Source organism: Streptomyces longwoodensis (genome assembly GCF_001514125.1).
Lineage (GTDB): Bacteria > Actinomycetota > Actinomycetes > Streptomycetales > Streptomycetaceae > Streptomyces > Streptomyces longwoodensis.
Genome location: NZ_KQ948554.1, coordinates 142,792 through 166,343, shown reverse-complemented (window position 1 = coordinate 166,343; position 23,552 = coordinate 142,792). Strand labels below are relative to the sequence as shown.

Genomic DNA, 23,552 nt, shown 5'->3' with positions numbered 1-23,552 from the left:
TACGGCCGCCTTCATCACCTCGGCGGACTGCAGCACGAACGGCAGCTGCATCTGCCCGGAGCCGAACAGCTCCCCCACGACCTTCATCCCGTCCAGCAGCGTGTCGTTGACGATGTCCAGGGCCGGCCGCGTCCGCAGCGCCTCGTCCAGATCGGCCTCCAGGCCGTTGCGCTCACCGTCGATGATGCGCCGCTTCAGCCGCTCCTCCAACGGCAGCGCCGTCAGCTCCTCGGCCCGGCCCGCCTTCAGCGACTTCGCCGTCGCCCCCTCGAACAGCTGCATCAGCTTCTGCAGCGGGTCGTAGCCCTCACTGCGCCGGTCGTGGATCAGGTCCAGGGCCGTGCGGACCTCCTCCTCGCTGAACCGCGCGATCGGCAGGATCTTGCTGGCGTGGACGATGGCGGAGTCCAGGCCGGCCTTGACGCACTCGTCGAGGAAGACGGAGTTGAGCAGGATGCGCGCGGCCGGGTTCAGGCCGAAGGAGATGTTCGACAGGCCCAGCGTGGTCTGCACCTGGGGGTGGCGGCGCTTGAGTTCGCGGATCGCCTCGATGGTCGCGATGCCGTCCTTGCGGGACTCCTCCTGACCCGTGCAGATCGTGAACGTCAGGGTGTCGATGAGGATGTCCCCCTCGCGGATCCCCCAGTTCCCCGTCAGGTCGGCGATCAGCCGCTCGGCGATCTCCACCTTCTTCTCCGGCGTGCGGGCCTGGCCCTCCTCGTCGATGGTCAGCGCGATCAGCGCCGCCCCGTGCTCCTTCGCCAGCCGCGTCACCTTCGCGAACCGCGACTCGGGGCCGTCACCGTCCTCGTAGTTCACCGAGTTGATCACCGCGCGGCCGCCCAGCTTCTCCAGGCCCGCCTGGATGACGTCGACCTCGGTGGAGTCCAGCACGATCGGCAGCGTCGAGGCCGTCGCCAGGCGCCCGGCCAGCTCCCGCATGTCCGCGACCCCGTCCCGGCCCACGTAGTCGACGCACAGGTCCAGCATGTGCGCGCCCTCACGGATCTGCTCGCGGGCGATCTCCACACAGTCGTCCCACCGGCCCGCGAGCATCGCCTCACGGAACTTCTTCGAGCCGTTGGCGTTGGTGCGCTCCCCGATCGCCAGGTAGGAGGTGTCCTGCCGGAACGGGACCGCCTGGTAGAGGGAGGCCGCGCCCGGCTCGGGCTGCGGGGAGCGTTCGGCGGGAGCGGCGTCGCGCACGCGCTCGACGAGCCGGCGCAGGTGCTCGGGGGTGGTGCCGCAGCAGCCGCCGACCAGGTTGAGGCCGTAGTCGCGGACGAAGTTCTCCTGGGCGTCCGCCAGGCCCTCGGGGTCGAGCGGGAAGTGGGCGCCGTCCTTGGTGAGGATGGGCAGGCCCGCGTTCGGCATGCACAGCAGCGGGATCCGGGCGTGCCGCGTGAGGTAGCGCAGGTGCTCGCTCATCTCGGCCGGGCCGGTGGAACAGTTCAGGCCGATCATGTCGATGCCCAGCGGCTCCAGTGCGGTCAGGGCGGCGCCGATCTCGGAGCCGAGCAGCATCGTGCCGGTCGTCTCGAACGCCATCGACACCAGCAGCGGCACCTCGACGCCCGTCGCCTCCATCGCGCGCCGGGCACCCAGCGCCGACGCCTTGGTCTGCAGCAGGTCCTGCGTGGTCTCCACGATCAGGGCGTCGGCGCCGCCGGCCAGCAGGCCTTCGGCGTTCTGCTGGAAGCCGTCGCGGATCGTGCCGTAGGGCACGTGACCGAGGGTGGGCAGCTTGGTGCCCGGGCCGATCGACCCCAGCACCCAGCGCTGGCGGCCGTCGCGGGCCGTGTGGGCGTCGGCGGCCTCGCGGGCGATGCGGGCGCCGGCCTCCGACAGTTCCTCGACGCGGTCGGCGATGTCGTACTCGGCCATGGCCGCGTGGTTGGCGCCGAACGTGTTGGTCTCCACGCAGTCGACCCCGGCGTCGAAGTACGCCTCGTGCACCGAGCGCACGATGTCGGGCCGGGTGACGTTGAGGATCTCGTTGCAGCCCTCGAGCTGCTGGAAGTCCTCCAGCGTGGGCTCCTGGGCCTGGAGCATCGTGCCCATCGCCCCGTCGGCGACCACCACACGGGTGGCGAGGGCCTCACGGAGCGCGGACACACGGGCCCGGCTGTCGGCGGAAGGGGTCGGCGGCACAGAGGCCATGGAAGGGCTCCCTCGGGTGCGACGGCTGTCGGCTTTGCCTCTCCCAGGATGCGTGCACGGCGGCTCGCGGGGAGAGCGCACGCCGTCAGGGTAGCCGGGACGGAGGGCATATGGTCAGGGCGTCCACGGGGCGGACGCCGGTGACCGCCGGGCCACTGCCGGGGGACCGAAGTCGGAACGCATGCCGTCGGACCATTGGCAGGAGGTCGGCATGGACCGGTAGTGTTCGACATTGCCGAACGGTGACAGTTCGCACTGCGCGCATGCGGGCGGACGCCCGACGGCGCGTCCGTGCGGGCACGGGCGGGACGGCCGCGGGGCCGGACGGTCGAAGGGGACGGAGGCAGGACGGCGATGGCACGGAACATCCAGTCGCTCGAACGGGCGGCCGCGATGCTGCGGCTGCTCGCGGGCGGCGAGCGGCGGCTCGGCCTGTCGGACATCGCCTCGTCGCTCGGCCTGGCCAAGGGCACCGCCCACGGCATCCTGCGCACCCTCCAGCAGGAGGGGTTCGTCGAGCAGGACGAGGCCTCCGGCCGCTACCAGCTGGGCGCCGAGCTGCTGCGCCTGGGAACTACGTACCTGGACGTGCACGAGCTGCGGGCCCGGGCCCTGGTCTGGACGGACGACCTGGCCCGTTCCAGCGGCGAGAGCGTCCACCTGGGCGTGCTGCACCAGCAGGGCGTGCTGATCGTGCACCACGTCTTCCGTCCCGACGACAGCCGGCAGGTGCTGGAGATCGGCGCCATGCAGCCGTTGCACTCCACCGCCCTGGGCAAGGTGCTGTCGGCCTACGACCCGGTGGCGCACAGTGAGGCCCTGGAGGCCGACCGCAAGGCGTTCACCGACCGCACCGTGTGCGACCTGGACGACTTCGAGCAGCTCCTGGACATCACGCGTGCGCGGGGTTACGCGGCCGACGTGGAGGAGACCTGGGAGGGCGTCGCGTCCATCGCCGCCCCCATCCACGACCGGCGGCGCATGCCGGTCGGCGCGGTCGGCATCACCGGCGCCGTGGAGCGGCTGTGCCGGCCCGACGAGGAGGGCGCGCTGCGGCCCGAGCTGATCGCGGCGGTGCGGGACTGTGCCCGCGCGGTGTCACGGGACCTGGGCGCCGGCCGCTTCTGAACGGTCACCCCGGGCGCTGCCCGGGGGCCGGACCACCTTTCCCACCGGGACGCCTGGCAGGCGTTCCGGTTTTTATCTACCCTCCACCGGACAAAAGGGATGACCCTCGGTCCGGCCTGCGGAGATCGATAGCACAGGGCGATCAATAACGATCGTGCTTTCGATAACAGGACTCTTGACGGGTGCGTAACGCCACAGCAAGACTCCCGTCCATCGGTCGGCATTGTCGAACACCTACCGGCAATACGCGCTAGAGTGTGACAACGCCAAGGGCCGGCATCGCTCTCATCACCGAGGGCGCCAGATCCCCGGCGGGACCCGGGGATCGGCTTCCCTGGACGAAGGACAAAGGAGTCGCGGGTGTCCAGCTCCGACATCTTCATCGGCGAGACCATCGGTACCGCCATACTCATCCTGCTCGGCGGCGGTGTCTGCGCCGCCGTCACGCTGAAGGCCTCCAAGGCCCGCAACGCCGGTTGGCTCGCCATCACCTTCGGGTGGGGCTTCGCCGTGCTCACCGCGGTCTACACCTCGGCGCCCCTGTCGGGCGCCCACCTCAACCCGGCCGTGACGCTCGCCCTCGCCATCAAGGACGGCGACTGGAGCAACGTGCCGGCGTACTGGGGCGGACAGATCCTCGGCGCCCTGATCGGCGCGACCCTGGTCTGGGCCGCCTACTACGGCCAGTTCCACGCGCACCTCACCGACCGGGAGATCGTCGGCGGCCCGGGTGCGCAGGCCACGGCGGCCAAGGCCGTCGAGGCCCAGGAGAAGGGCGCCGGCCCGGTCCTGGGCGTCTTCTCCACCGGCCCGGAGATCCGCAACGCGGTGCAGAACCTCGCCACCGAGATCATCGGCACCGTGGTGCTGGTGCTCGCCGTGCTCACGCAGGGCCTGAACGACAAGGGCAACGGCCTCGGCAACCTGGGCGCGCTGATCACCGCGCTCGTGGTGGTCTCCATCGGCCTGTCCCTCGGCGGACCGACCGGCTACGCGATCAACCCGGCCCGTGACCTCGGTCCGCGCATCGTGCACTCCCTCCTGCCCCTGCCCAACAAGGGCGGCTCCGACTGGAGCTACGCCTGGGTCCCCGTGGTCGGCCCGCTGATCGGCGGCGCCCTCGCGGCAGGCATCTACAACGTGGCTTTCGCCTAGTCACCGAGTTTTCGGCACCACGCTTCGCCCGATCGGGTGAGGAGCACGAAACTCCCGGCGCACGCCGTACGTACAAGCCCTCAAGACCACGGAATCCCCAGGAGCACACAGTGACCGACGCCCACACCGCCGGCCCCTTCATCGCCGCCATCGACCAGGGCACCACATCCTCCCGCTGCATCGTCTTCGACCGCGACGGGCGCATCGTCTCCGTCGACCAGAAGGAGCACGAGCAGATCTTCCCCAAGCCGGGCTGGGTCGAGCACGACGCCACCGAGATCTGGACCAACGTCCAGGAGGTCGTCGCCGGCGCCGTCGAGAAGGCCGGCATCACCCGCGACGACATCAAGGCCATCGGCATCACCAACCAGCGCGAGACCACCGTGCTGTGGGACAAGAACACCGGTGAGCCCGTCCACAACGCCATCGTCTGGCAGGACACCCGCACCGACGCCCTGTGCCGCGAGCTCGGCCGCAACGTCGGCCAGGACCGCTTCCGCCGCGAGACGGGCCTGCCCCTCGCCTCCTACTTCGCCGGCCCCAAGGCCCGCTGGCTGCTGGAGAACGTCGAGGGCCTCGAGGCGCGCGCCGAGGCCGGCGACATCCTCTTCGGCACCATGGACAGCTGGGTCATCTGGAACCTCACCGGCGGTGTCGACGGCGGCCGGCACGTCACCGACGTCACCAACGCCTCCCGCACCCTGCTGATGAACCTCCACACGATGGAGTGGGACGAGCGGATCGCCGAGTCGATCGGCGTGCCGCTGCAGATCCTGCCGGAGATCCGCTCCTCGGCCGAGGTCTACGGCGAGATCAAGGGCGGCAAGCTGGGCGACCTGCTCGGCGGCATCCCGGTCGCCTCCGCGCTCGGCGACCAGCAGGCGGCCCTGTTCGGCCAGACCTGCTTCTCCGAGGGCGAGACCAAGTCGACGTACGGCACCGGCACCTTCATGGTGATGAACACCGGCGAGAAGATCATCAACTCGTACGCCGGCCTGCTGACCACCGTCGGCTACAAGATCGGCGACCAGGACACGGTCTACGCCCTGGAGGGCTCGATCGCCGTCACCGGCTCGCTGGTGCAGTGGATGCGCGACCAGATGGGCCTGGTCTCCACCGCCGCCGAGATCGAGACGCTCGCGCTGTCGGTCGAGGACAACGGCGGCGCCTACTTCGTGCCCGCCTTCTCCGGCCTGTTCGCCCCGCACTGGCGCTCCGACGCCCGCGGTGTGATCGCCGGCCTCACCCGGTACGTGACCAAGGCGCACCTCGCGCGGGCCGTCCTGGAGGCCACCGCGTGGCAGACCCGGGAGATCGCCGACGCCATGGTGAAGGACTCCGGCGTCGAGCTGGTGACCCTCAAGGTCGACGGCGGCATGACGGCGAACAACCTGCTGATGCAGACCCTCTCGGACGTCCTGGACGCGCCCGTGGTGCGCCCGATGGTCGCCGAGACGACCTGCCTGGGCGCCGCCTACGCCGCCGGTCTCGCCGTCGGCTTCTGGAACAGCACCGACGACCTGCGCGCCAACTGGCGCCGGGCCGCCGAGTGGACCCCCCGCATGGACGCGGAGACCCGCGACCGTGAGTACAAGAACTGGCTCAAGGCCGTCGAGCGGACCATGGGCTGGATCGAGGACGAGAGCTGAGCTGCCCCCCGCGACAGCTCTGACGAGGAGTAAGTACCCGACATGACCACTCAGTCCACCCTGCAGTCCGTGCCTGCCCTGGGGACGCACCCGTCCTCCGGCTCCGCCCCGAGCCGAGCCGAGACCCGGGAGCAGCTCTCTAAGGCGTCGTACGACCTCCTCGTGATCGGTGGCGGCATCCTGGGCATCTCCACCGCCTGGCACGCCGCGCAGTCCGGCCTCAGGGTGGCCCTGGTCGACGCCGGCGACTTCGCCGGCGCCACCTCCTCCGCCTCCTCCAAGCTCCTCCACGGCGGTCTGCGCTACCTGCAGACCGGCGCGGTGAAGCTGGTGGCGGAGAACCACTTCGAGCGCCGTGCGGTCTCCCGCCAGGTGGCCCCCCACCTGGCGAACCCGCTGACCTTCTACCTCCCCGTGTACAAGGGCGGGCCGCACGGCGCGGCGAAGCTCGGGGCGGGCGTGTTCGCCTACTCCGCGCTCTCCGCGTTCGGCGACGGCGTCGGCCACCTGCTCTCCCCCGCCAAGGCGGCGCAGGACGTGCCGGAGCTGCGCACGGAGAACCTCAAGGCCGTGGCCGTCTACGGCGACGACCAGATGAACGACGCGCGCATGGCGCTGATGACGGTCCGCGCGGCCGTCGAGTCGGGCGCGGTCGTCCTCAACCACGCCGAGGTGACAGGGCTCCGGTTCACCCGGGGCCGCGTGACGGGCGCGGACCTGAAGGACCGCACGACGGGCGACGAGTTCGGCGTCAACGCCCGGCTGGTGCTCAACGCGACCGGCCCGTGGGTCGACCACCTGCGCAGGATGGAGGACCCGGATGCGGCGCCGTCGATCCGGCTGTCGAAGGGCGCGCACCTGGTCCTGAAGCGGACCTCCCCGTGGAAGGCCGCCCTGGCGACCCCCATCGACAAGTACCGGATCACCTTCGCCCTCCCCTGGGAGGACATGCTGCTGCTCGGCACCACCGACGAGGAGTTCGAGGGCGACCCGGCGGACGTCTCGGTCACCGAGAAGGACATGGCCCAGATCCTGGACGAGGCCGCGTTCTCGGTCCGGGACCAGCAGCTCTCCCGTGACCTGATCACGTACTCGTTCGCGGGTCTGCGCGTGCTGCCGGGCGGCCCCGGCGACACCGCCAAGGCCAAGCGCGAGACGGTCGTCACCGAGGGCCGCGGCGGGATGCTGTCCGTCGCGGGCGGCAAGTGGACGACGTTCCGGCACATCGGCCGCACGGTGATGAAGAAGCTGGAGGCGCTGCCCGGTCACCCGCTGGGCGACGACTTCGAACCGATCGCCTCGCTGCCGAAGAAGCTGCCGCTGCCGGGTGTCGCCAACCCGCGCGCGGTCGCCCACCGGCTGCTCGTCGACAACCCGGCGCCCGGCCCGCGCATGGCGGCCGACACTGCCAAGCACCTGGCGACCCACTACGGCTCGCTGGCCTTCGACATCGCCCGCCTGGCGAACGAGGACCCGGAGCTGGGCCGCCGCGTCCACCCCGACGCCCCCGAGATCTGGGCCCAGGTCGTCTACGCCCGGGACCACGAGTGGGCCGAGACGGCGGACGACGTGCTGCGCCGCCGGACGACGCTGACCATCCGCGGCCTGGCCACGGACGAGGTCCGCGCGAAGGTGCAGGACGTGCTCGACGGGAAGTGACCGGCCCGGCCGGACCGGAAGGGGCGTCTCCGCAGCGGCGGGGCCGCCCCTTCGGGCTGTCCGGGGCGCGTCGTCGATCTTCACGCGCCGGTGGTGTTCACCGGTGGGGATCGGGGCAGTGATCCGTTCGTCCCCGGTGCAAGGGGGCTGCGGGCGCCCCCGCCGCACGCCGTAAGGTTGGGTGGTCAGGCGAGGGCACGTCGGAAGGAGGCGCTGGGTGATCGAGCTCGAGGGGGTTCCCGAGCTGATCGACCCGGTCATGGTGGCCGCGTTCGAGGGCTGGAACGATGCCGGCGACGCCGCCTCCACCGCGGTCGCGCATCTCGAGAGGGAGTGGAAGGGCGAGGTGTTCGCGGCGCTCGACGCCGAGGACTACTACGACTTCCAGGTCAACCGTCCCACGGTGTGGATGGACGCGGGCGTACGCAAGATCACCTGGCCGACGACGAGACTGTCGGTGGTGCGCGTCGGCGGCGAGAAGCCGCGGGACCTGGTCCTGGTCCGGGGCATCGAACCGTCCATGCGCTGGCGCTCGTTCTGCAACGAGCTGCTGGGCTTCGCGCACGAGCTGGGCGTGGAGCTGGTGGTCGTCCTGGGTGCCCTGCTCGGTGACACCCCGCACACGCGTCCGGTGCCGATCAGCGGCACCACGTCCGACCCGGACCTGGCCCGCCGGATGGACCTGGAGGAGACCAAGTACGAGGGGCCCACGGGCATCGTCGGTGTCCTGCAGGAGGCGTGCACGCACGCGGGCGTGCCGGCGGTGAGCCTGTGGGCGGCCGTACCGCACTACGTGTCGCAGCCGCCGAACCCGAAGGCCACGCTGGCCCTGCTGAACCGGCTGGAGGACCTGATCGACGTGCGCATCCCGCTGGGCGAGCTGCCCGAGGACGCGCGTGCGTGGCAGGTGGGCGTGGACCAGCTGGCCGCGGAGGACAGCGAGGTCGCCGAGTACGTGCAGACGCTGGAGGAGGCCCGGGACACCGCCGAGCTGCCGGAGGCGTCCGGTGAGGCGATCGCGCGGGAGTTCGAACGGTACCTGCGGCGCCGCGACGGCGGCCCGGCCGACGGCGACACGGGCCCGGGTACGCCGCCCTACCGGCGGGAGGGCCCCGGGGAGCGCACGCGGCCCCCGAAGCCGCCGAAGCCGAGCGGCGAGGACGACGGCGCGTCGGGGGACCGGCCGTCCGAGGACTGACGCCCGGAGGCTGACGGGGGTCCGCTGCGGGAACTTCTCGGCGGCCTCGACGCATTGAGGGGTGAGGGGCGCGCTTCCCGCGGGAAGCGCGCCCCTCGGCGCGTTCGGGTCAGGCGTCGCTCAGAGCGCCACGCCCAGCAGGGCGTCCACGGCGCGGGAGACGAGGCCGGGGGCGGCCGTGTCGGTGCCGCCCTGTGCGTCCTGGAGCTCCGCCCAGCGGTCCACCGCGGCCAGCGCCGCCGGGGCGTCCAGGTCGGCGGCCAGGGCCACGCGGATCTCCTCCACCAGGGCGTCGGCGGGCGGGCCGTCGGGCCGGGACACCGCCGCGCGCCAGCGGCCGAGGCGGGCCTGGGCGTCGGCGAGCACCTGGTCGGTCCACTCCCAGTCGGCCCGGTAGTGGTGGGCGAGCAGGGCGAGCCGGATCGCGGCCGGGTCGACGCCGTCGCGGCGCAGCTGCGAGACGAAGACGAGGTTGCCCTTGGACTTGGACATCTTCTCGCCGTGCAGGGCGACCATGCCGGCGTGGACGTACGCCTTCGCCATGGGGAACTCGCCGGTGAGCACCTGGGCGTGCGAGGCGCCCATCTCGTGGTGCGGGAAGGCCAGGTCGGAGCCGCCGCCCTGGACGTCGAAGCCCATGCCGAGGTGGTCGAGGGCGATGGCGACGCACTCGATGTGCCAGCCGGGGCGGCCGCGGCCGAGCGAGCCGCCGTCCCAGCTGGGCTCGCCCTCGCGGGCGGCCATCCACAGCATCGGGTCGAGCGGGTTCTTCTTGCCGGGCCGGTCGGGGTCGCCGCCGCGCTCGGCGGACAGCAGCCGCATGGCGGCGGCGTCGAGGCGCGAGACCTGGCCGAAGTGCGGGTCGGACTCGACGGAGAAGTAGACGTCGCCCTCGAGCTCGTAGGCGGCGCCGAGCTCCCGCAGGCGCTCCACCAGCGGGACGATGCCGGGTATCGCCTCGACGGCGCCGATGTAGTGGCGCGGCGGGAGCATCCGCAGGGCGGTCATGTCCTCGCGGAAGAGGGCGGTCTCCTTCTCGGCGAGGGCGACCCAGTCGACGTCGTCCCGCTGGGCGCGCTCCAGGAGCGGGTCGTCGACGTCGGTGACGTTCTGGACGTAGTGGACCTGCCGCTTGGTGTCGAGCCACACGCGCTGGACGAGGTCGAACGCGTTGTACGTCGCCGCGTGCCCCAGGTGGGTGGCGTCGTACGGCGTGATGCCGCAGACGTAGAGGCGGGCGACGGGACCGGGGTCGAGGGTGACAGGACCGCCGGTCGCGGTGTCGTGGATCCTCAGGTCGCGGCCCTGACCAGGCAGGGCGGGGACCTCGGAAGCGGGCCAGGCATGCATGTCATGAGCCTAACCGGACCGGAGTTCGGTATACGAACCGGTGCGGTCCGGATGACCGGGAAGGCGTTCTTGTGGATTCCGGGCGGATGTGCAGGTGGGGCCGCTGTGCGGGGGTGCACACCGGTTCGAGGGGGAGGATCCCGGCCCGGGAGCTTCTGTCCGCTTGTGCGGCTATACGGGTGGCCAGGGGATCGCGGGCCACTCCCCGCCGGGCTCCGGGTGCCGGCCGGAGGTCAGCAGCGCCTCGACCCGCGCGCGCGTGGCGTCGACCTCCGCGGGCGTCAGGAACTCGGCGAGCGCCGCCGTGAGCTGTCCGCCGGGCTCCAGGGCGCTCCTGAGGCCCTTGAGGACGTCCAGGGCCTCGCCGGTCAGGGACTCCCCCGCCCAGCCCCACAGGAGGGTGCGCAGCTTGTCCTCGACGTGGAAGGTGACGCCGTGGTCGATGCCGTGGAGCCGGCCGTCGGCGGTGGGCAGCAGGTGGCCGCCCTTGCGGTCGGCGTTGTTGATCACCGCGTCGAGCACGGCGAGCCGGCGCAGCCGTTCGTCGTCGGCGTGCACCAGCAGCGCGGTGCGTCCCTCGCCGACGTCGGCGAGGCCGATGGCCTTCCAGCCCGGCTCGGGCTCCTCGGCGTCCACCAGGGCGAGCAGGTCGGGCGCGTCGGCCTCGGCGGCCACCTCGATCCACAGCTGGCACATGCCCTCGCCGTACGGCCCGTCGCGCAGCACGGTGGGCGGTACGAGGCCCCAGCCGGTCGCCTCGGACACGCGGTACGCGGCGACCTCGCGCCGGGCGAGGTTGCCGTCGGGGAAGTCCCACAGGGGCCGCTCGCCGGCCACCGGCTTGTAGACGCAGGCGGCTTCGCGGCCGTCGAGGGCCACGGTGCAGTACAGGGCCGCGTTGGAGGCGTCGCGGATGCGGCCGCGCACGGTGAGCTCCCCGCGCGCGAGGAGGTCCGCGGCGGCCGGGTCGGTGGTGGTCACGCCCCGCGGCGGTATCCGTTCTGGCGCGGACATACGTGTCCTTCCGGGTCGAGCGGCAGGCTGCACAGCGGGCACGGCGGCCGGCCGGCGTTGACGACGTCGAGGGCGCGCTTGGCGAACGCCCGGGCCTGGGATCCGGTGAGCCGGACCCGCAGCATCGGGGGCCCGTTCTCCTCGTCCTGCAGGAGCCGCTCCTCGGCCTCGGCGAGGTCCTCCTCGGACTCGGCGTCGAGCTCCACGAGGGCCTGCGCCTCGACGATCATGCGCTGCTCCTCGCCGTCCCAGGCGAGGGCCATCGTGCCGACCCGGAACTCCTCCTCGACGGGTGTCTCGAGGGGAGCGGTGTCGGCGTTCTCGGCGGGCGCCACCGCGGGTACGGCGGCGCTGCCGCCGCTCCGGCGTACGACCTCGTCCAGCAGCTCGTCCATGCGCTCGGCGAGCGCTGCGACCTGGGTCTTCTCCAGGGCCACGCTGGTCACGCGGGTGCCGGCGGTCGCCTGGAGGAAGAAGGTACGGCGCCCGGGCAGTCCGACCGTACCGGCCACGAAGCGGTCCGGGGGGTCGTAGAGGAACACCTGACGGGACACGTCCTGTCTCCATGGGAATCGTGAATACGTGAACGTCCATGCGTGAACGCGCGCGTGCGGACCGCTTCACCCTACTGCGGCGGACGATCACCGTGCGCCCGCGTCACCCCCGACCGTGGCGTCCTCGGCGGGCGGCTCCTCCCGCGGCACCAGCGAGGCGAAGTCACCGGTGTCGCCGAGGCGCACCAGGAAGGGGCGCAGCCGGGTGTAGCGGATCACGGTGACGGAGCACGGTTCCACGGAGATCCGCTGGAAGAGGTCGAGGTGCAGTCCGAGCGCCTCGGCGACGAGCGACTTGATGATGTCGCCGTGCGAGCACATCAGGTAGACGGCGTCGGCGCCGTGGTCGCGCTCCACGCGCGCGTTCCACTCGCGCACGGCCTCGGCGGCGCGGCTCTGCATGGCGCGCATGGACTCGCCGCCGGGGAAGGCGGCGGCGGAGGGGTGGGCCTGGACGACCTGCATGAGCGGTTCGTCCGTCAGCTCGGCCAGCTTGCGGCCGCTCCAGTCGCCGTAGTCGCACTCGTTGATGCGGTCCTCGGTGTGCACGGGCAGGCCGGGGCGGGCGTCGAGGAGCGGCTGGAGGGTTTCCCGGCAGCGCTGCAGGGGACTGGTGACGACCTCGGCGATCGGGAGGTCCGCGAGCCGTCCGGGCAGCGCGGCGGCCTGTTCGAGGCCGCGTTCGTCGAGTGCGACACCGGGGGTCCGGCCGGCGAGCACGGCCGAGGTGTTGGCGGTGGACCGTCCGTGCCGGACGAGGATCAGCGTGGGCATGCCGCCCAGGGTAGGCGCACGCGGGTGTGCGCCGACGGACCGGGGAAAGACGGACCGGTGAGCCAGGGAAGGGAGAATGGACTCCGTGATCGTGGACTGCGCCATCTACCGGGACGGGCGTCGCAGGGAGGGCCCCGGGGACTTCTCCGACGCGCTCGACGAGGCGCGGTCGGCGGGCGGCTTCGTGTGGATCGGGCTGCACGAGCCCAGCGCGGACGAGTTCGACACGGTCGCGGAGGAGTTCGGCCTGCACCCGCTGGCCGTGGAGGACGCCCTCAACGCCCACCAGCGGCCCAAGCTGGAGGTCTACGACGACTCCCTGTTCGTGGTGTTCAAGCCGGTGGTCTACGAGCCGAAGAGCGACGCGGTGTCCACCAGCGAGGTGATGGTCTTCCTCGGCGACGGTTTCGTGGTGACCGTCCGGCACGGCGAGGGCGCGCCGCTGGCGGCCGTACGGCGCCGTCTGGAGCACGAGCCGCACCTGCTCGCCAAGGGCCCGACGGCGGTGCTGTACGCCATCGCCGACGCCACCGTGGACCACTACCTGGACGTGGCGACGGAGCTGCAGAACGACCTGGAGGAGCTGGAGGCGGAGGTCTTCTCGCCGGCCTCGGGCGGCTCGCGCAACACCGCGTCGCGGATCTACACCTTCAAGCGCCAGGTCCTGGAGTTCCGCCGGGCGACGGTCCCGCTGGCCCCGCCGCTGACCCGCCTGGCGGGCACCGCCTCGGCCAACGGCGGGGTGCCGTTCGTGAACGACAAGGCCCGCCCCTTCTTCCGCGACGTCAGCGACCACCTCACGCGCGTGAACGAGTCCGTGGAGGGCCTGGACCGCCTGGTCTCCGACGTCCTGTCGGCCCACCTGGCGCAGATGAGCGTCCGCCAGAACGACGACATGCGGAAGATCTCCGCGTGGGCGGCCATGGCGGCGGTCCCCACGATGATCGCGGGCATCTACGGCATGAACTTCGACCACATGCCGGAACTGCACTGGGTGTGGTCCTACCCGGCGGTGATCGCCGTGATGGCGGGCCTGGTGGGCTTCCTGTACAGCCTGTTCAAGAGGCGGGGGTGGCTCTGACGGGGGTCACGCGAGCTCGGCCGCCGGGCTCCCGGGGGTGCCCAGGGCGTTGGGGATCCGTGGGGGTTTCAGGGTGGTCATGCGGTGCCAGCCGGTGAGGCGTTCCCAGGCGTAGACCGCGTGGATGCCGAGGGCGAGGAGGGCCGCCTTGGGGCGGGGCCAGTGGAGGATGCGGCCCATGTGGGACATGACGGCGAGGCTGACGTCGCGGTAGATGCGGATCTCGGCGAGGGCGCACGTGCGCAGGGTGCGCTGGATGGTGCGGCCGTGGCCGGCGCGGGCGAGGCGGAGCAGTTCCTCGTGGCAGTAGGCGAGGTGGTTGTCCTCGTCCTGGGAGATCTGCCGGACCGCCCGGCCGAGGTCGGGGTGGTCGGCGAAGTGCTTGCGCAGCAGCCGCATCTGTTCGGAGGCGCGCTGTTCGGTGACCCGGCTGTGGGCGAGGTAGGTGACGATGTCCTCGACCGTGAGGGGCTGCTCGGCCTTGAGCTTCTCGTGCGGGAGGCCGATGCCGTGGCGTTCCAGGAGCATCGTGTAGTCGGTCTCGGGCGGCACGGGGACCGGCTGCAGGCCGCGCTTGCGCAGCAGGGCGGTGAAGATGCGCCCGTGCTTGTCCTCGTCCGCGCCGTGGCGGGCGATCTTGGGGGCGAGGGCGCGCTCCTCACGCGGGGCGAGCGCGGCGATCCGGGCGTTCTCCCAGCCGCCCTGGGCCTCGCCGCCGGCGGCGATGGAACAGAACAGCGCGTACGACTCGTCGTGGTCGAGGATCTCCTGGAACAGACTCTTGGCCGAAAGCATCGTCGGGGCACCTCTCCGCGTTCCGCACGGGTGTGTGGGACTCCGCGAACAACGAGTCAAGTGCGACCCGCCGGAGCCCGCAACAGCATTGCCGGACGGCTGCGCCGAACGGGCGACCCCGGGGGCCTCGTCCACGGCGTAACCGCCCGCGCGCCGGCGCGTTAGGAGGGTGACGGCCGTGGCGGGGAAGACCCCCCGAGCCCCCACCACGGCCGCTGACGTCCTCCTCCCGGGACCGCGCCCCGGTCCGTCAGGCGAGCCCGGCCCGCTCCAGTGCCTCGACGCCCGCCCGCAGCGACGCCAGCCGCTCGTCCAGGGTGAAGCCCGCGGGGGCCAGGGTGAGCGTGGTGACGCCGACGGCGGCGTAGGCCTTCATGCGGTCGGCGATGCGGTCCACCGAGCCCAGCAGCGTCGTCCGGTCGATCAGCTCGTGCGGCACCGCCGCCGCGGCGCCCTGCTTGTCGCCGGAGAGGTACTTCTCCTGGACCTCGGCGGCGGCCTGCTCGTAGCCCATGCGCCGGGCGAGCTGGTTGTAGAAGTTCTGCTTGGCGCTGCCCATGCCGCCGACGTACAGCGCGGTGTAGGGGCGGAAGGTGTCGGCGAGCCCGGTCACGTCCTTGTCGTCGCCGACCGCGAGCGGCACCGTCGGACAGACGTCGAAGCCCTCCATCGTCAGGCCCGCCTTCTCGCGGCCCGCGCGCAGGTGCCGGAGCGCCGTGTCCTCCAGGTGCTCGGCCGAGGGGAAGATCAGCAGGGCGCCGTCGGCGATCTCGCCGGTCTGCTCCAGGTTCTTCGGGCCGATGGCCGCGATGTACAGCGGGATGTGCTCGCGCTCCGGGTGCACGGTCAGCTTGATCGGCTTGCCCGGGCCGCCGGGCAGCGGCAGCGTCCAGTGCTCGCCGTCGTACGTCAGCCGCTCGCGGCTCATCGCCCGGCGGACGATCTCGACGTACTCGCGCGTGCGGGCCAGCGGCTTGTCGAACTTCACGCCGTACCAGCCCTCGGAGACCTGCGGGCCGGAGACGCCGAGGCCGAGGCGGAAGCGGCCGCCGGACAGGGAGTCGAGGGTGGCCGCGGTCATCGCGGTCATCGCGGGCTGGCGCGCCGGGATCTGGAAGATGGCCGAGCCGACGTCGATCCGCTCGGTCTGCGCGGCGACCCAGCTGAGCACGGTGGCCGCGTCCGAGCCGTACGCCTCGGCCGCCCAGCACACGGCGTACCCGAGCCGGTCGGCCTCGCGGGCCACGGCCAGATTGTCCGCGTCCATTCCGGCACCCCAGTAGCCGAGGTTGATCCCGAGCTGCATGGCCGCATCCCCTTACCGATCAGTAACGACGCTGTCGCGGAGACCTTAGCGCGGGGGCCCGGCGACGGGCAGGCGATGTGGCGAGCGTCGCGCCCGCCGCAGGTCGTCCCACCTGCGCGGAACCGAGCCGGGCCGGCCGCGGATCCGGTTGTCCACAGGCAACCCACGGCGCACCCCTGGCCAGTAATCTCGGCGTCCATGGAGCAGAGGCATCTCGGCCGTACCGGCCTGCGCGTGTCCCGCATCGGGCTCGGCACCCTGACGTGGGGCCGCGACACGGACGAGCACGACGCCGCGGACCTCTTGAAGACGTTCTGGGAGGCCGGCGGCAGCCTCGTCGACACGGCGGACGTGTACGGCGACGGGGAGGCGGAGTACCTGCTCGGGCGGCTCATGGAGGGGCTGGTCCCGCGCCGGGACCTCGTCATCTCCACCAAGGCGGGCAGCGTGCCCGACCCCGACCGCCGCTTCGACGGCTCCCGCGGCCACCTGCTGTCCGCGCTGGACGCCTCCCTGGCCCGGCTCGGCACGGACCACGTCGACGTCTGGCACGTGCACGCCTACGACCCGTCGACCCCGCTGGAGGAGACCCTCCAGGCCCTCGACATCGCGGTCGCCAGCGGCCGGGCCCGCTATGCCGGGGTGTCCAACTTCTGCGGCTGGCAGCTCGCCAAGGCGGCCACCTGGCAGCTCGCCCAGCCGGGCGCGCGCACCCGGCTGGCCAGCACGCAGATGGAGTACTCGCTGCTCCAGCGCGGCATCGAGCGCGAGGTGCTGCCCGCCGCGCTGGACCTCGGCATCGGGCTGCTGCCCTCCTCCCCGCTGGGGCGCGGGGTGCTCACCGGGAAGTACCGGGGCGACGCCCTGCCGCCCGACTCGCGCGGCGCCTCCGACCACTTCGCGCCGTTCGTGGAGCCCTACCTCGACGACACGGCCGGCCGGATCGTGGACGCCCTGTCCACCGCGGCGGACGGGCTCGCGGTGACCCCGCTCCAGGTCGCCCTCGCCTGGGTCCGGGACCGGCCCGGGGTGGCCGCCCCGATCGTCGGCGCGCGCAACGCGCAGCAGCTCACGGCGGCGTTGTCAGTGGAGGCGCTTAGTCTTCCTGACGAGATCTGCCGGGCGCTCGACGACGTGTCGGCACCGGTGCACCGCTATCCCGATCACGACTGGAGCACGCTGTGAGCACGGAGCCGGAGACCACGGAGAGCGCCGAGCCGGGGAAGCCGGAGGACGCCGTGCGGAGCGGCACGCCGACGGACGCGGCGGACGCGGGCGGGCCGGACGCGGACGGGGCCGACGCGGGTGGGGCCGACGCGGGTGGGGCGGACGCCGAGGCCGCTCCCGGCACCGACGGGTCCCCGGACACCACCGGTACCACGGACGCCGACACCTCGGAGACCTCTGAGACCTCGGAGACCTCCGAGCCGGCCGACACCACCGAGCCCGCCCCCGCCGAGGGCTCCCCCCAGCTCAGTGAGGCCGAGGCCGAGTTGCTGGCGCAGAAGCTCGAGCGGGAGCGGATCGAGCAGCGCAAGGCCGAGAAGAAGGGCCCCATCGCCAGCGGGACCAAGCTGAGCGGCCAGGCCGCCGACCTGCTCGCCGCCGTACGGGCCGTGGAGAGCGGCGAGAAGCCCGTGGCCGCCGTGTTCGCCGAGCCGCGGCCCGCCCCGCGCCGCCCCGCGCCGGAGCCGGTACGACGGCCGCAGCCGGTGCCGGCCGCGCCCGCGCCGTCCGAAGCTCCCGCACCGCACACCGTGGACGGCGTGCGCCGGGTGCTGACGGAGGGGAGCGCCCCCGAGGCGCTCGCGCCGCAGGTTGCCGCCGCGCTCGGCGAGGGCGCGGAGGACCTGCTGCGCGAGGACCCCTGGCAGCTGCTGCGGGTCACCGGGGTGCGGCCGGAGCAGGCCGACGGGTTCGCGCGGGCCCTGCTGGGCGCCGAGTGCCGGCCGGACGACGAGCGCCGGGCCCGGGCGGTGACGGTGTGGCTGCTGGAGCAGGCCGCCCTGGCCGGGCACACCGCGCTGGAGCTGTCCGCGCTCGCCACCGCGCTGGCCCGCCAGGGTGTGCCGGACGCGGACGCCGCCGTGCAGGCCACGCTGGCCGAGGGCGAGGCACTGGTCTTCCAGGACGCCCTGGACGAGCCGGGCGCCCGCCCCGGCACCGCCCCGTCGGCCCCGACCCCCGCCCCGGCGCCGTCGGCCGCGGCGGGTGACGGCGCGGACGACGCCGAGGGCGAGCAGGACGAGGCCGAGGAGGAGCGGCCGGTCCGGGTCCTCGTCGGGCTCGAGCGGTACGCACTCGCGGAGGAGAGCCTGGCCGACGGCCTCGCCCGGATCGTCAACTCCCTGTCCAAGGAACCCTCCCCGGAGTGGGAGGCGGCCGCGGCGGCGGCCTCCGGCAGCACGGCCGAACTGATCCGCGCCGTCGCCGGGCACGGCCTGGTGCTGCACACCGGCGGCGAGGCGTCCCGCGCCGAACCGGCCGCGCTGCTCACCGTGGCCCGCGGCCTCGGCCTGCGCGCGGTGGCCGCCTGCCACACCCCGGACGGCCGGCGCCGGTTCGCGGCCCTGCTCGGCGCCGAGGGCCCCGTGGTCACCGTCCCCGGCCTGCTCGCCGGCACCGAGGGCCCCGGCCGGGACGCGGAAGGCGCACTGGACCTCGACGTCCTGGTGGTGCTGGACGCGCCGCAGCTCGACGTGGAGGGCGCGGCGATGATCGTGGAGTCGCTGCCCGACGGGGCGCGCCTCGTGCTCAGCGGGGACCCGGCGGTGCTGTGGTCGGCCGGGCCGGGCCGGGTCTTCGCCGACCTGCTCGCGGCGCGCACCTGCCCCCAGGTCGCCTCGCGCACCCCCGACCCCGGCCCCCTGGGGGAGCTGGTCTCGGGCGTGGGGATCGGCGAGCTGACCCAGGTCGACGCGCCCGGCAAGGAGATCGTGATCGTGCCGGTGCGGGACGCGGGCGAGGCCGTGCACCGCACGGTGCAGCTGGTCGCCGACTCGGTGCCGCGGGCCCTCGGGGTGCCCCCGGAGGACACGGTGGTGATCACGCCGGGCCACGGCGGCGCGGCCGGCACACGCGTGCTCAACGCGGCCCTGAAGGAACGGCTGAACCCCGGTCCCGGTCGTTTCGGCGGCTTCGACCCCGGTGACCGCGTCGCCTACTCCCCCGCCCCGGGCCGTGCGGTGCCGGGCCAGGTCGTGGGGGCCGACACCGAGGGACTGCACCTGTCCTGCGCGGACGGCGCCGTCGTCGTACCGAAGGAGCGGGTGGAGCAGGCCGTGCGGCACGGGTGGGCGCTGACCGCGCACCAGGCCGTGGGCAGCCGCTGGCCGGCGGCGGTCGTCGTCCTGCCCGGGGACGCCGCGCAGGCGCTGTCCCGGCCGTGGGTGTACACGGCGTTCGGCCGGGGCGAGCGGCACCTGTCCGTGGTGCACGGGGTCGAGCAGGCCCTGCCGAGGGCGGTCGCCGAGGTCACCGCCAAGCCCCGCACGACCCGCCTGCCTGCGCTGCTGCGGAGCCAGGTCCCGGCGGCGCAGTAGCCGCCGGGCTGCGCGCAGCGGACAGGACAGGACACGACAGGACACGACAGCGGAGCACAGCGGGCGCGGCAAGCGGGCAAGGCAGCGGACACGCGAACGGCGCCGGTCACGGGAGACCCGTGCTGACCGGCGCCGTTCACCGAGCCGCGGGGACCGCGGGACCGCTCAGCGGTCCGCGTCCAGCGGCTCCAGGTCCTCGTCCTCCTCCAGCCCCAGCTCGCCCTCGATGTCGTCGTCCTCCTCGTCGTCGGGGCCGTCGAGTTCGTCGTCGAAGACGGCGCTGACGTCGAAGCGGCACACCACCTGCTGGGGGTCCGGCTCCTCGAAGGGCGACTCGAGCCACTCACCGGGCTCGGCCGGCTCGTCCGCGGCGACCACCCAGAGCGTGGAGTCGCCCTCCTCCAGGCCGAACTCCTTGTGCCGGGAGGCGATCTCGTCCGGCTCGAACTCGCCGAACAGCAGCCCAAGCGCTCCGTGCACGGTGCGCGAGCCGCCCGCTCCGGAGCCGGGGAGCTCCTCGTCCGCGGCCTCGATGCGCTGTGCCTGCGCCAGCAGCCGCTGGGGCTCGGCCACCGAGTAGTCGCGGCGGATCAGCACGCTGAGCGCGCTCGGCTCCTCCGGTCCCGCGTACGGTGGCAGGCTGTCCTCCGCGCCGGGGATCTCGAAGGGGGTGACCTCGTCGTACCGGTCGTAGAGCAGCTCGTCGTACGTTTCCGCGGCCGCGGCCAGCTGGTTGAACGCCTCGTAGACGGCGGGGTCGTCCTCCCCCGACCGGCGTTCGACCGCGGCCAGGTGGCGGTCGAGCGCGGTCTTGACCGCCTCGGCGGCGGCGCGTACCTCGGCAGCGGTGGGCTGCGCAGCATCAGACATAGTGCAGACGCTATCCGTACCGGGCCCCAGACCGCACAATAGATGCGATGCCGGAATACGAATTCGTCGACGTGTACGTGCCGCGCGGGGTCTCCCGCACGGAGGCGGCACGTCTGCTGACCGACCACGCCGAGTACGGACACTGGGAGCTGCACCGTCTGAGCCTCATGCGGGACGGCAGTCGCAAGGTGCGGCTGCGCCGCCGGATCATCCGCCAGGTACGCGCCACCTGGTGAGCCGGGACGGCGACCGGGCGACGCACGACGGAGCGGGCCCCACCCGGGTGGTGGGGCCCGCTCCGTCGTGCCGTGCGCGTGCGGGCTACGCCGAGGCGCGCGCTCGGCGGTAGAGGACCGCACCGGCGAGCAGCGCCCCCGCGCCGGCCGGCAGGGCCAGGCCCAGCGGGACGTCGCCGCCGGTGTGGGCGAGCTGGGCGCCCGCCCCGCTGCGTCCGGCCGCCTGCACGGCGGAGCCGGCCGGGGTGACGTGGCCGGAGGGTCCGCCCTGGGCCTCCACGCCACCGCCGGGCTTGCCGGGGTGGTGCGGGTGGCCCGGATGGTGCGTACCGCGGTCGCCGCCCGGCTTCGTCGCGTTGGCGCAGGCGTTGCCGACCGACGGGTTGAGGGCGCCGACGACGTCGACGCTGTTGCCGCACACGTTGACCGGTACGTCGACCGGGATCTGGACGTGGTTGCCGGAGCCCACGCCGGGCGAGCCGCCCGTGTGCCCGCCGGCCTGCGCGCCGCCGGAGCCGCCGTGCGCGCCGGAGCCGCCGCCCGGGTGGCTGCCGCCGTGGCTGCCGCCGCCGTGGCTCCCGCCCGGGTGGCTGCCACCGTGGCCGCGCGGCGTCCCGTCCGGCTGCCCGGTGTTGGCGCAGGCGTTGCCGACCGACGGGTTGAGGGCGCCGACCACGTCGACGGTGTTGCCGCAGACGTTCACCGGTACGTGCACCGGGGCCTGCACGGTGTTGCCCGACAGGACGCCGGGCGAGTGGGACGAGGAGCCGGTGGCTCCCGCGTCGGCGTGGGCGTATCCGCCGGCGGCGGCGATCACCCCCGTCGCCGCCGCCATCGTCATGAGGCCCTTGCGGGTGACGTGTCGCACTGCTGCATCCCTGCTTTCCGCCTGGAGAGGAATCCTGGAGAAACGCCGGTCCCGGAGCGCAGGCGCACGCTCCGGGACCGACCGTGTGGACGAGCCCTCAGCGGGCGGACGTCACTTGTTGAAGCAGGTGTTGCCGAAGGCGGGGTTCAGGAGCCCGATCACGTTGACCGTGTTGCCACAGACGTTCACCGGCACGTGCACGGGCACCTGGATGACGTTGCCGGACACGACGCCCGGGGACTGCACGGCGGCACCCTGGGCACCCGAGTCGGCGACGGCCAGGCCGGCACCCGCGAGCACCAGACCACCGGTGGCAGCCGCGGCAGCGACGATCTTCTTGATCATTGTTCCTCCTGCGTAGGTAAGGCGATCCCAAGTGCGGATCACGTCACCTGTAACGAGGAGGAAGTAATCGGGCTACGAGCTTATCGGCGGATTCACTCTTACCGGCCGTTTCGCACGGGCGCCCGATTACCTGGTCGTCTCCCGTCAGGACGCGTCGATGAAGCGGTCAAGGACGCGCACGCCGAACTGCAGTCCGTCGACCGGCACCCGCTCGTCCACCCCGTGGAACATGCCCGCGAAGTCCAGCTCCGGGGGCAGCTTCAGCGGGGCGAAGCCGAAGCCGCGGATGCCGAGGTCGTCGAAGGACTTGGCGTCGGTGCCGCCGGACAGCATGTAGGGGACGGCCTTGGCGATCGGGTCCTCCGCGACCAGCGCGGACTGCATGGCCTCCACCAGGGCGCCGTCGAAGGACGTCTCCAGCGCCTTGTCGGAGTGGACGTCCTCGCGGCGCACGTTCGGGCCGAGGAGCCGGTCGAGGTCGGACAGGAACTCCTCCTCGTGGCCCGGCAGGAACCGCCCGTCCACGTGCGCGGTGGCCTCGCCGGGGATGACGTTGACCTTGTAGCCGGCGTTCAGCTGGGTCGGGTTGGCGGTGTTGCCGAGCGTCGCCCCGATCAGCTTGGCGATGCCGCCGAGCTTGGCGAGGGTCGCCTCCATGTCCTCCGGGTCCAGCTCGGTGCCGAGGGCGTCGCCGAGTTCGTCGAGGAAGGCGCGGGTGGTCTTGGTGACCCGGACGGGGAACGTGTGCCGGCCGACGCGGGCGACGGCCTCGGACAGCTCGGTGATGGCGTTGTCGCGGTGGATCATCGAGCCGTGGCCGGCGGTCCCGGCGACGGTGAGCTTCATCCAGTGCATGCCCTTCTCGGCCGTCTGGATGAGGTAGAGCCGCCGCTGCTCGCTGACGGTGAACGAGAAGCCGCCGACCTCGCTGATCGCCTCGGTGACGCCCTCGAACAGGTCGGGGTGGTGGTCGACGAGGTACCGGGCGCCGTAGGTGCCCCCCGCCTCCTCGTCGGCGAGGAAGGCGAGGACGATGTCGCGCGGCGGGCGGCGGCCGCTGCGCAGCCGGTCGCGCACGACCGCGAGGGTCATCGCGTCCATGTCCTTCATGTCGACGGCGCCGCGTCCCCACACGCACCCGTCGGCGACCTCGCCGGAGAAGGGGTGGTGGGTCCAGTCGGCCGCGTTGGCCGGGACGACGTCGAGGTGGCCGTGGATCAGGAGGGCGGGCCGGGACGGGTCCTCGCCCTCGATGCGGGCCACCGTGGAGGCGCGGCCCGGGTAGGACTCGAAGATCTTCGGTTCGAGGCCCACCTCGGCGAGCTTCCCGGCCACGTACTCGGCGGCGGCGCGCTCACCCGGTCCCGAGTGGTCTCCGTAGTTGCTGGTGTCGAACCGGATCAGCTCGCGGCAGAGGTCGACGACCTCGTCCTCGCCGGTGACCGTCTGGGCCGGGTCCGTCTCGCTCACGCTGCTTCCTCCCGCTGTCACTGCTGTGGGTCCCCCTCATCCTCCCCCTCCCGCACGCCGGGGCCCAAGGCCGGTCCCGGCCCGTCACACCGCGTTCACGCCCGCGGGCCGGCCGGGGCCGTCCGGGCCGTGATCGGTCACCCCGGAAAGCCTGGTAATGTTTACGTCGTCGCCGCAAGGGAAACCCCGGCCGACAGACACCTTGTCCGGGTGGCGGAATGGCAGACGCGCTAGCTTGAGGTGCTAGTGCCCTTTATCGGGCGTGGGGGTTCAAGTCCCCCCTCGGACACCAGCAGGGGCCCGACCAGTCTGACTGGTCGGGCCCTTAGTCGTCGGATGTGGGCGATCTCTCTCCGGTCCCGCGAACGGCGAGGTCAGCGACGGGCGCCAGGGCCCGG

At 72.9% G+C, this 23,552-nt stretch carries 20 protein-coding genes and 1 tRNA gene; 10 read left to right on the top strand and 11 right to left on the bottom strand.

The annotated features are described in order from the left end of the window. Positions 1-2,160 (bottom strand): homocysteine S-methyltransferase family protein (locus tag AQJ30_RS18575; protein ID WP_159052344.1); only part of this gene is annotated, 2,160 nt, incomplete at its 3' end. A gap of 354 nt (positions 2,161-2,514) precedes the next feature. On the opposite strand from AQJ30_RS18575, the gene AQJ30_RS18570 reads away from it, so the two are divergent. The 5 genes from AQJ30_RS18570 (at position 2,515) to AQJ30_RS18550 (ending at position 8,949) form a co-directional block, all read left to right on the top strand. After that, complete coding sequence (locus AQJ30_RS18570) at positions 2,515-3,288, top strand: IclR family transcriptional regulator (protein ID WP_067235156.1); 774 nt, start codon at positions 2,515-2,517, stop codon at positions 3,286-3,288. Between the two features lie 360 nt (positions 3,289-3,648). After that, positions 3,649-4,443 (top strand): MIP/aquaporin family protein, encoded by a 795-nt coding sequence (locus AQJ30_RS18565; protein ID WP_067235154.1) that lies wholly within the window; start codon positions 3,649-3,651, stop codon positions 4,441-4,443. Positions 4,444-4,553: 110 nt separating this feature from the next. Beyond that, positions 4,554-6,092, top strand: coding sequence for a glycerol kinase GlpK (gene glpK, locus AQJ30_RS18560; RefSeq protein ID WP_067235152.1), 1,539 nt, complete (start codon positions 4,554-4,556; stop codon positions 6,090-6,092). A gap of 42 nt (positions 6,093-6,134) precedes the next feature. Further along, positions 6,135-7,751 (top strand): glycerol-3-phosphate dehydrogenase/oxidase, encoded by a 1,617-nt coding sequence (locus AQJ30_RS18555; RefSeq protein WP_067235150.1) that lies wholly within the window; start codon positions 6,135-6,137, stop codon positions 7,749-7,751. Positions 7,752-7,968: 217 nt separating this feature from the next. Further along, a complete protein-coding gene (locus AQJ30_RS18550; protein ID WP_067235149.1) occupies positions 7,969-8,949 on the top strand; it encodes a PAC2 family protein in 981 nt (326 codons plus the stop codon). Positions 8,950-9,069: 120 nt separating this feature from the next. Here the strand turns inward: AQJ30_RS18550 and mshC are convergent, their stop codons facing one another. The 4 genes from mshC to AQJ30_RS18530 form a co-directional block, all read right to left on the bottom strand. Beyond that, entirely contained in the window at positions 9,070-10,299 is a 1,230-nt protein-coding gene (mshC, locus tag AQJ30_RS18545) for a cysteine--1-D-myo-inosityl 2-amino-2-deoxy-alpha-D-glucopyranoside ligase (protein ID WP_067235145.1), read from the bottom strand. Between the two features lie 171 nt (positions 10,300-10,470). Continuing rightward, positions 10,471-11,313 carry an SCO1664 family protein gene (locus AQJ30_RS18540; protein ID WP_079084138.1) on the bottom strand — a complete coding sequence of 281 codons (843 nt, stop codon included), beginning with the start codon at positions 11,311-11,313 and terminating at the stop codon, positions 10,471-10,473. Next, a complete protein-coding gene (locus tag AQJ30_RS18535) occupies positions 11,277-11,867 on the bottom strand; it encodes a DUF3090 domain-containing protein (protein WP_067235141.1) in 591 nt (196 codons plus the stop codon). The genes AQJ30_RS18540 and AQJ30_RS18535 overlap by 37 nt, the downstream gene beginning before the upstream one ends. A gap of 87 nt (positions 11,868-11,954) precedes the next feature. Next, positions 11,955-12,641: a histidine phosphatase family protein gene (locus AQJ30_RS18530; protein WP_067235139.1), complete on the bottom strand. Its 687-nt coding sequence runs from the start codon at positions 12,639-12,641 to the stop codon at positions 11,955-11,957. 85 nt (positions 12,642-12,726) lie between these two features. On the opposite strand from AQJ30_RS18530, the gene corA reads away from it, so the two are divergent. Beyond that, entirely contained in the window at positions 12,727-13,722 is a 996-nt protein-coding gene (gene corA / locus AQJ30_RS18525) for a magnesium/cobalt transporter CorA (RefSeq protein ID WP_067235771.1), read from the top strand. A 6-nt stretch (positions 13,723-13,728) separates the two neighbouring features. Here the strand turns inward: corA and AQJ30_RS18520 are convergent, their stop codons facing one another. Both AQJ30_RS18520 and AQJ30_RS18515 read right to left on the bottom strand, forming a co-directional pair. After that, the gene (locus AQJ30_RS18520) at positions 13,729-14,517 is read right to left on the bottom strand and encodes a ferritin-like domain-containing protein (RefSeq protein WP_067235138.1); all 789 of its coding nucleotides are present in this window, start codon (positions 14,515-14,517) and stop codon (positions 13,729-13,731) included. Between the two features lie 250 nt (positions 14,518-14,767). Further along, positions 14,768-15,823, bottom strand: coding sequence for an LLM class F420-dependent oxidoreductase (locus AQJ30_RS18515; protein ID WP_067235136.1), 1,056 nt, complete (start codon positions 15,821-15,823; stop codon positions 14,768-14,770). A 198-nt stretch (positions 15,824-16,021) separates the two neighbouring features. Here AQJ30_RS18515 and AQJ30_RS18510 point away from each other — a divergent pair, with 198 nt between their 5' ends. Further along, positions 16,022-17,008 carry an aldo/keto reductase gene (locus AQJ30_RS18510; protein ID WP_067235134.1) on the top strand — a complete coding sequence of 329 codons (987 nt, stop codon included), beginning with the start codon at positions 16,022-16,024 and terminating at the stop codon, positions 17,006-17,008. After that, complete coding sequence (locus AQJ30_RS18505) at positions 17,005-19,365, top strand: helix-hairpin-helix domain-containing protein (protein ID WP_067235132.1); 2,361 nt, start codon at positions 17,005-17,007, stop codon at positions 19,363-19,365. The genes AQJ30_RS18510 and AQJ30_RS18505 overlap by 4 nt, the downstream gene beginning before the upstream one ends. Before the next feature lie 165 nt (positions 19,366-19,530). Here AQJ30_RS18505 and AQJ30_RS18500 read toward each other — a convergent pair whose 3' ends face one another. Beyond that, positions 19,531-20,235: a hypothetical protein gene (locus AQJ30_RS18500; RefSeq protein ID WP_067235130.1), complete on the bottom strand. Its 705-nt coding sequence runs from the start codon at positions 20,233-20,235 to the stop codon at positions 19,531-19,533. A 47-nt stretch (positions 20,236-20,282) separates the two neighbouring features. Between AQJ30_RS18500 and AQJ30_RS18495 the strand changes: the two genes are divergently transcribed. After that, complete coding sequence (locus AQJ30_RS18495; protein WP_067235129.1) at positions 20,283-20,471, top strand: DUF5703 family protein; 189 nt, start codon at positions 20,283-20,285, stop codon at positions 20,469-20,471. Between the two features lie 85 nt (positions 20,472-20,556). Here AQJ30_RS18495 and AQJ30_RS18490 read toward each other — a convergent pair whose 3' ends face one another. From AQJ30_RS18490 to AQJ30_RS18480, 3 genes are all read right to left on the bottom strand, one after another. Next, positions 20,557-21,339, bottom strand: coding sequence for a chaplin (locus tag AQJ30_RS18490; RefSeq protein ID WP_067235127.1), 783 nt, complete (start codon positions 21,337-21,339; stop codon positions 20,557-20,559). Between the two features lie 111 nt (positions 21,340-21,450). Beyond that, positions 21,451-21,684, bottom strand: coding sequence for a chaplin ChpH (chpH, locus tag AQJ30_RS18485; RefSeq protein ID WP_067235126.1), 234 nt, complete (start codon positions 21,682-21,684; stop codon positions 21,451-21,453). A gap of 144 nt (positions 21,685-21,828) precedes the next feature. Then, entirely contained in the window at positions 21,829-23,154 is a 1,326-nt protein-coding gene (locus tag AQJ30_RS18480) for a M20/M25/M40 family metallo-hydrolase (RefSeq protein ID WP_067235124.1), read from the bottom strand. Between the two features lie 204 nt (positions 23,155-23,358). Here AQJ30_RS18480 and AQJ30_RS18475 point away from each other — a divergent pair. Continuing rightward, positions 23,359-23,446: transfer RNA gene (locus tag AQJ30_RS18475), tRNA-Leu, on the top strand. Positions 23,447-23,552 lie beyond the last annotated feature (106 nt).

Coding starts and splice junctions, on each gene's coding strand:
- AQJ30_RS18570 (WP_067235156.1), top strand. CDS start 2,515: ATGGCACGGAACATCCAGTCGCTCGAACGGGCGGCCGCGATGCTGCGG.
- chpH (WP_067235126.1), bottom strand. CDS start 21,684: ATGATCAAGAAGATCGTCGCTGCCGCGGCTGCCACCGGTGGTCTGGTG.
- AQJ30_RS18500 (WP_067235130.1), bottom strand. CDS start 20,235: ATGTCTGATGCTGCGCAGCCCACCGCTGCCGAGGTACGCGCCGCCGCC.
- AQJ30_RS18510 (WP_067235134.1), top strand. CDS start 16,022: ATGGAGCAGAGGCATCTCGGCCGTACCGGCCTGCGCGTGTCCCGCATC.
- AQJ30_RS18540 (WP_079084138.1), bottom strand. CDS start 11,313: ATGTCCGCGCCAGAACGGATACCGCCGCGGGGCGTGACCACCACCGAC.
- AQJ30_RS18515 (WP_067235136.1), bottom strand. CDS start 15,823: ATGCAGCTCGGGATCAACCTCGGCTACTGGGGTGCCGGAATGGACGCG.
- AQJ30_RS18520 (WP_067235138.1), bottom strand. CDS start 14,517: ATGCTTTCGGCCAAGAGTCTGTTCCAGGAGATCCTCGACCACGACGAG.
- AQJ30_RS18495 (WP_067235129.1), top strand. CDS start 20,283: ATGCCGGAATACGAATTCGTCGACGTGTACGTGCCGCGCGGGGTCTCC.
- AQJ30_RS18530 (WP_067235139.1), bottom strand. CDS start 12,641: ATGCCCACGCTGATCCTCGTCCGGCACGGACGGTCCACCGCCAACACC.
- mshC (WP_067235145.1), bottom strand. CDS start 10,299: ATGCATGCCTGGCCCGCTTCCGAGGTCCCCGCCCTGCCTGGTCAGGGC.
- AQJ30_RS18555 (WP_067235150.1), top strand. CDS start 6,135: ATGACCACTCAGTCCACCCTGCAGTCCGTGCCTGCCCTGGGGACGCAC.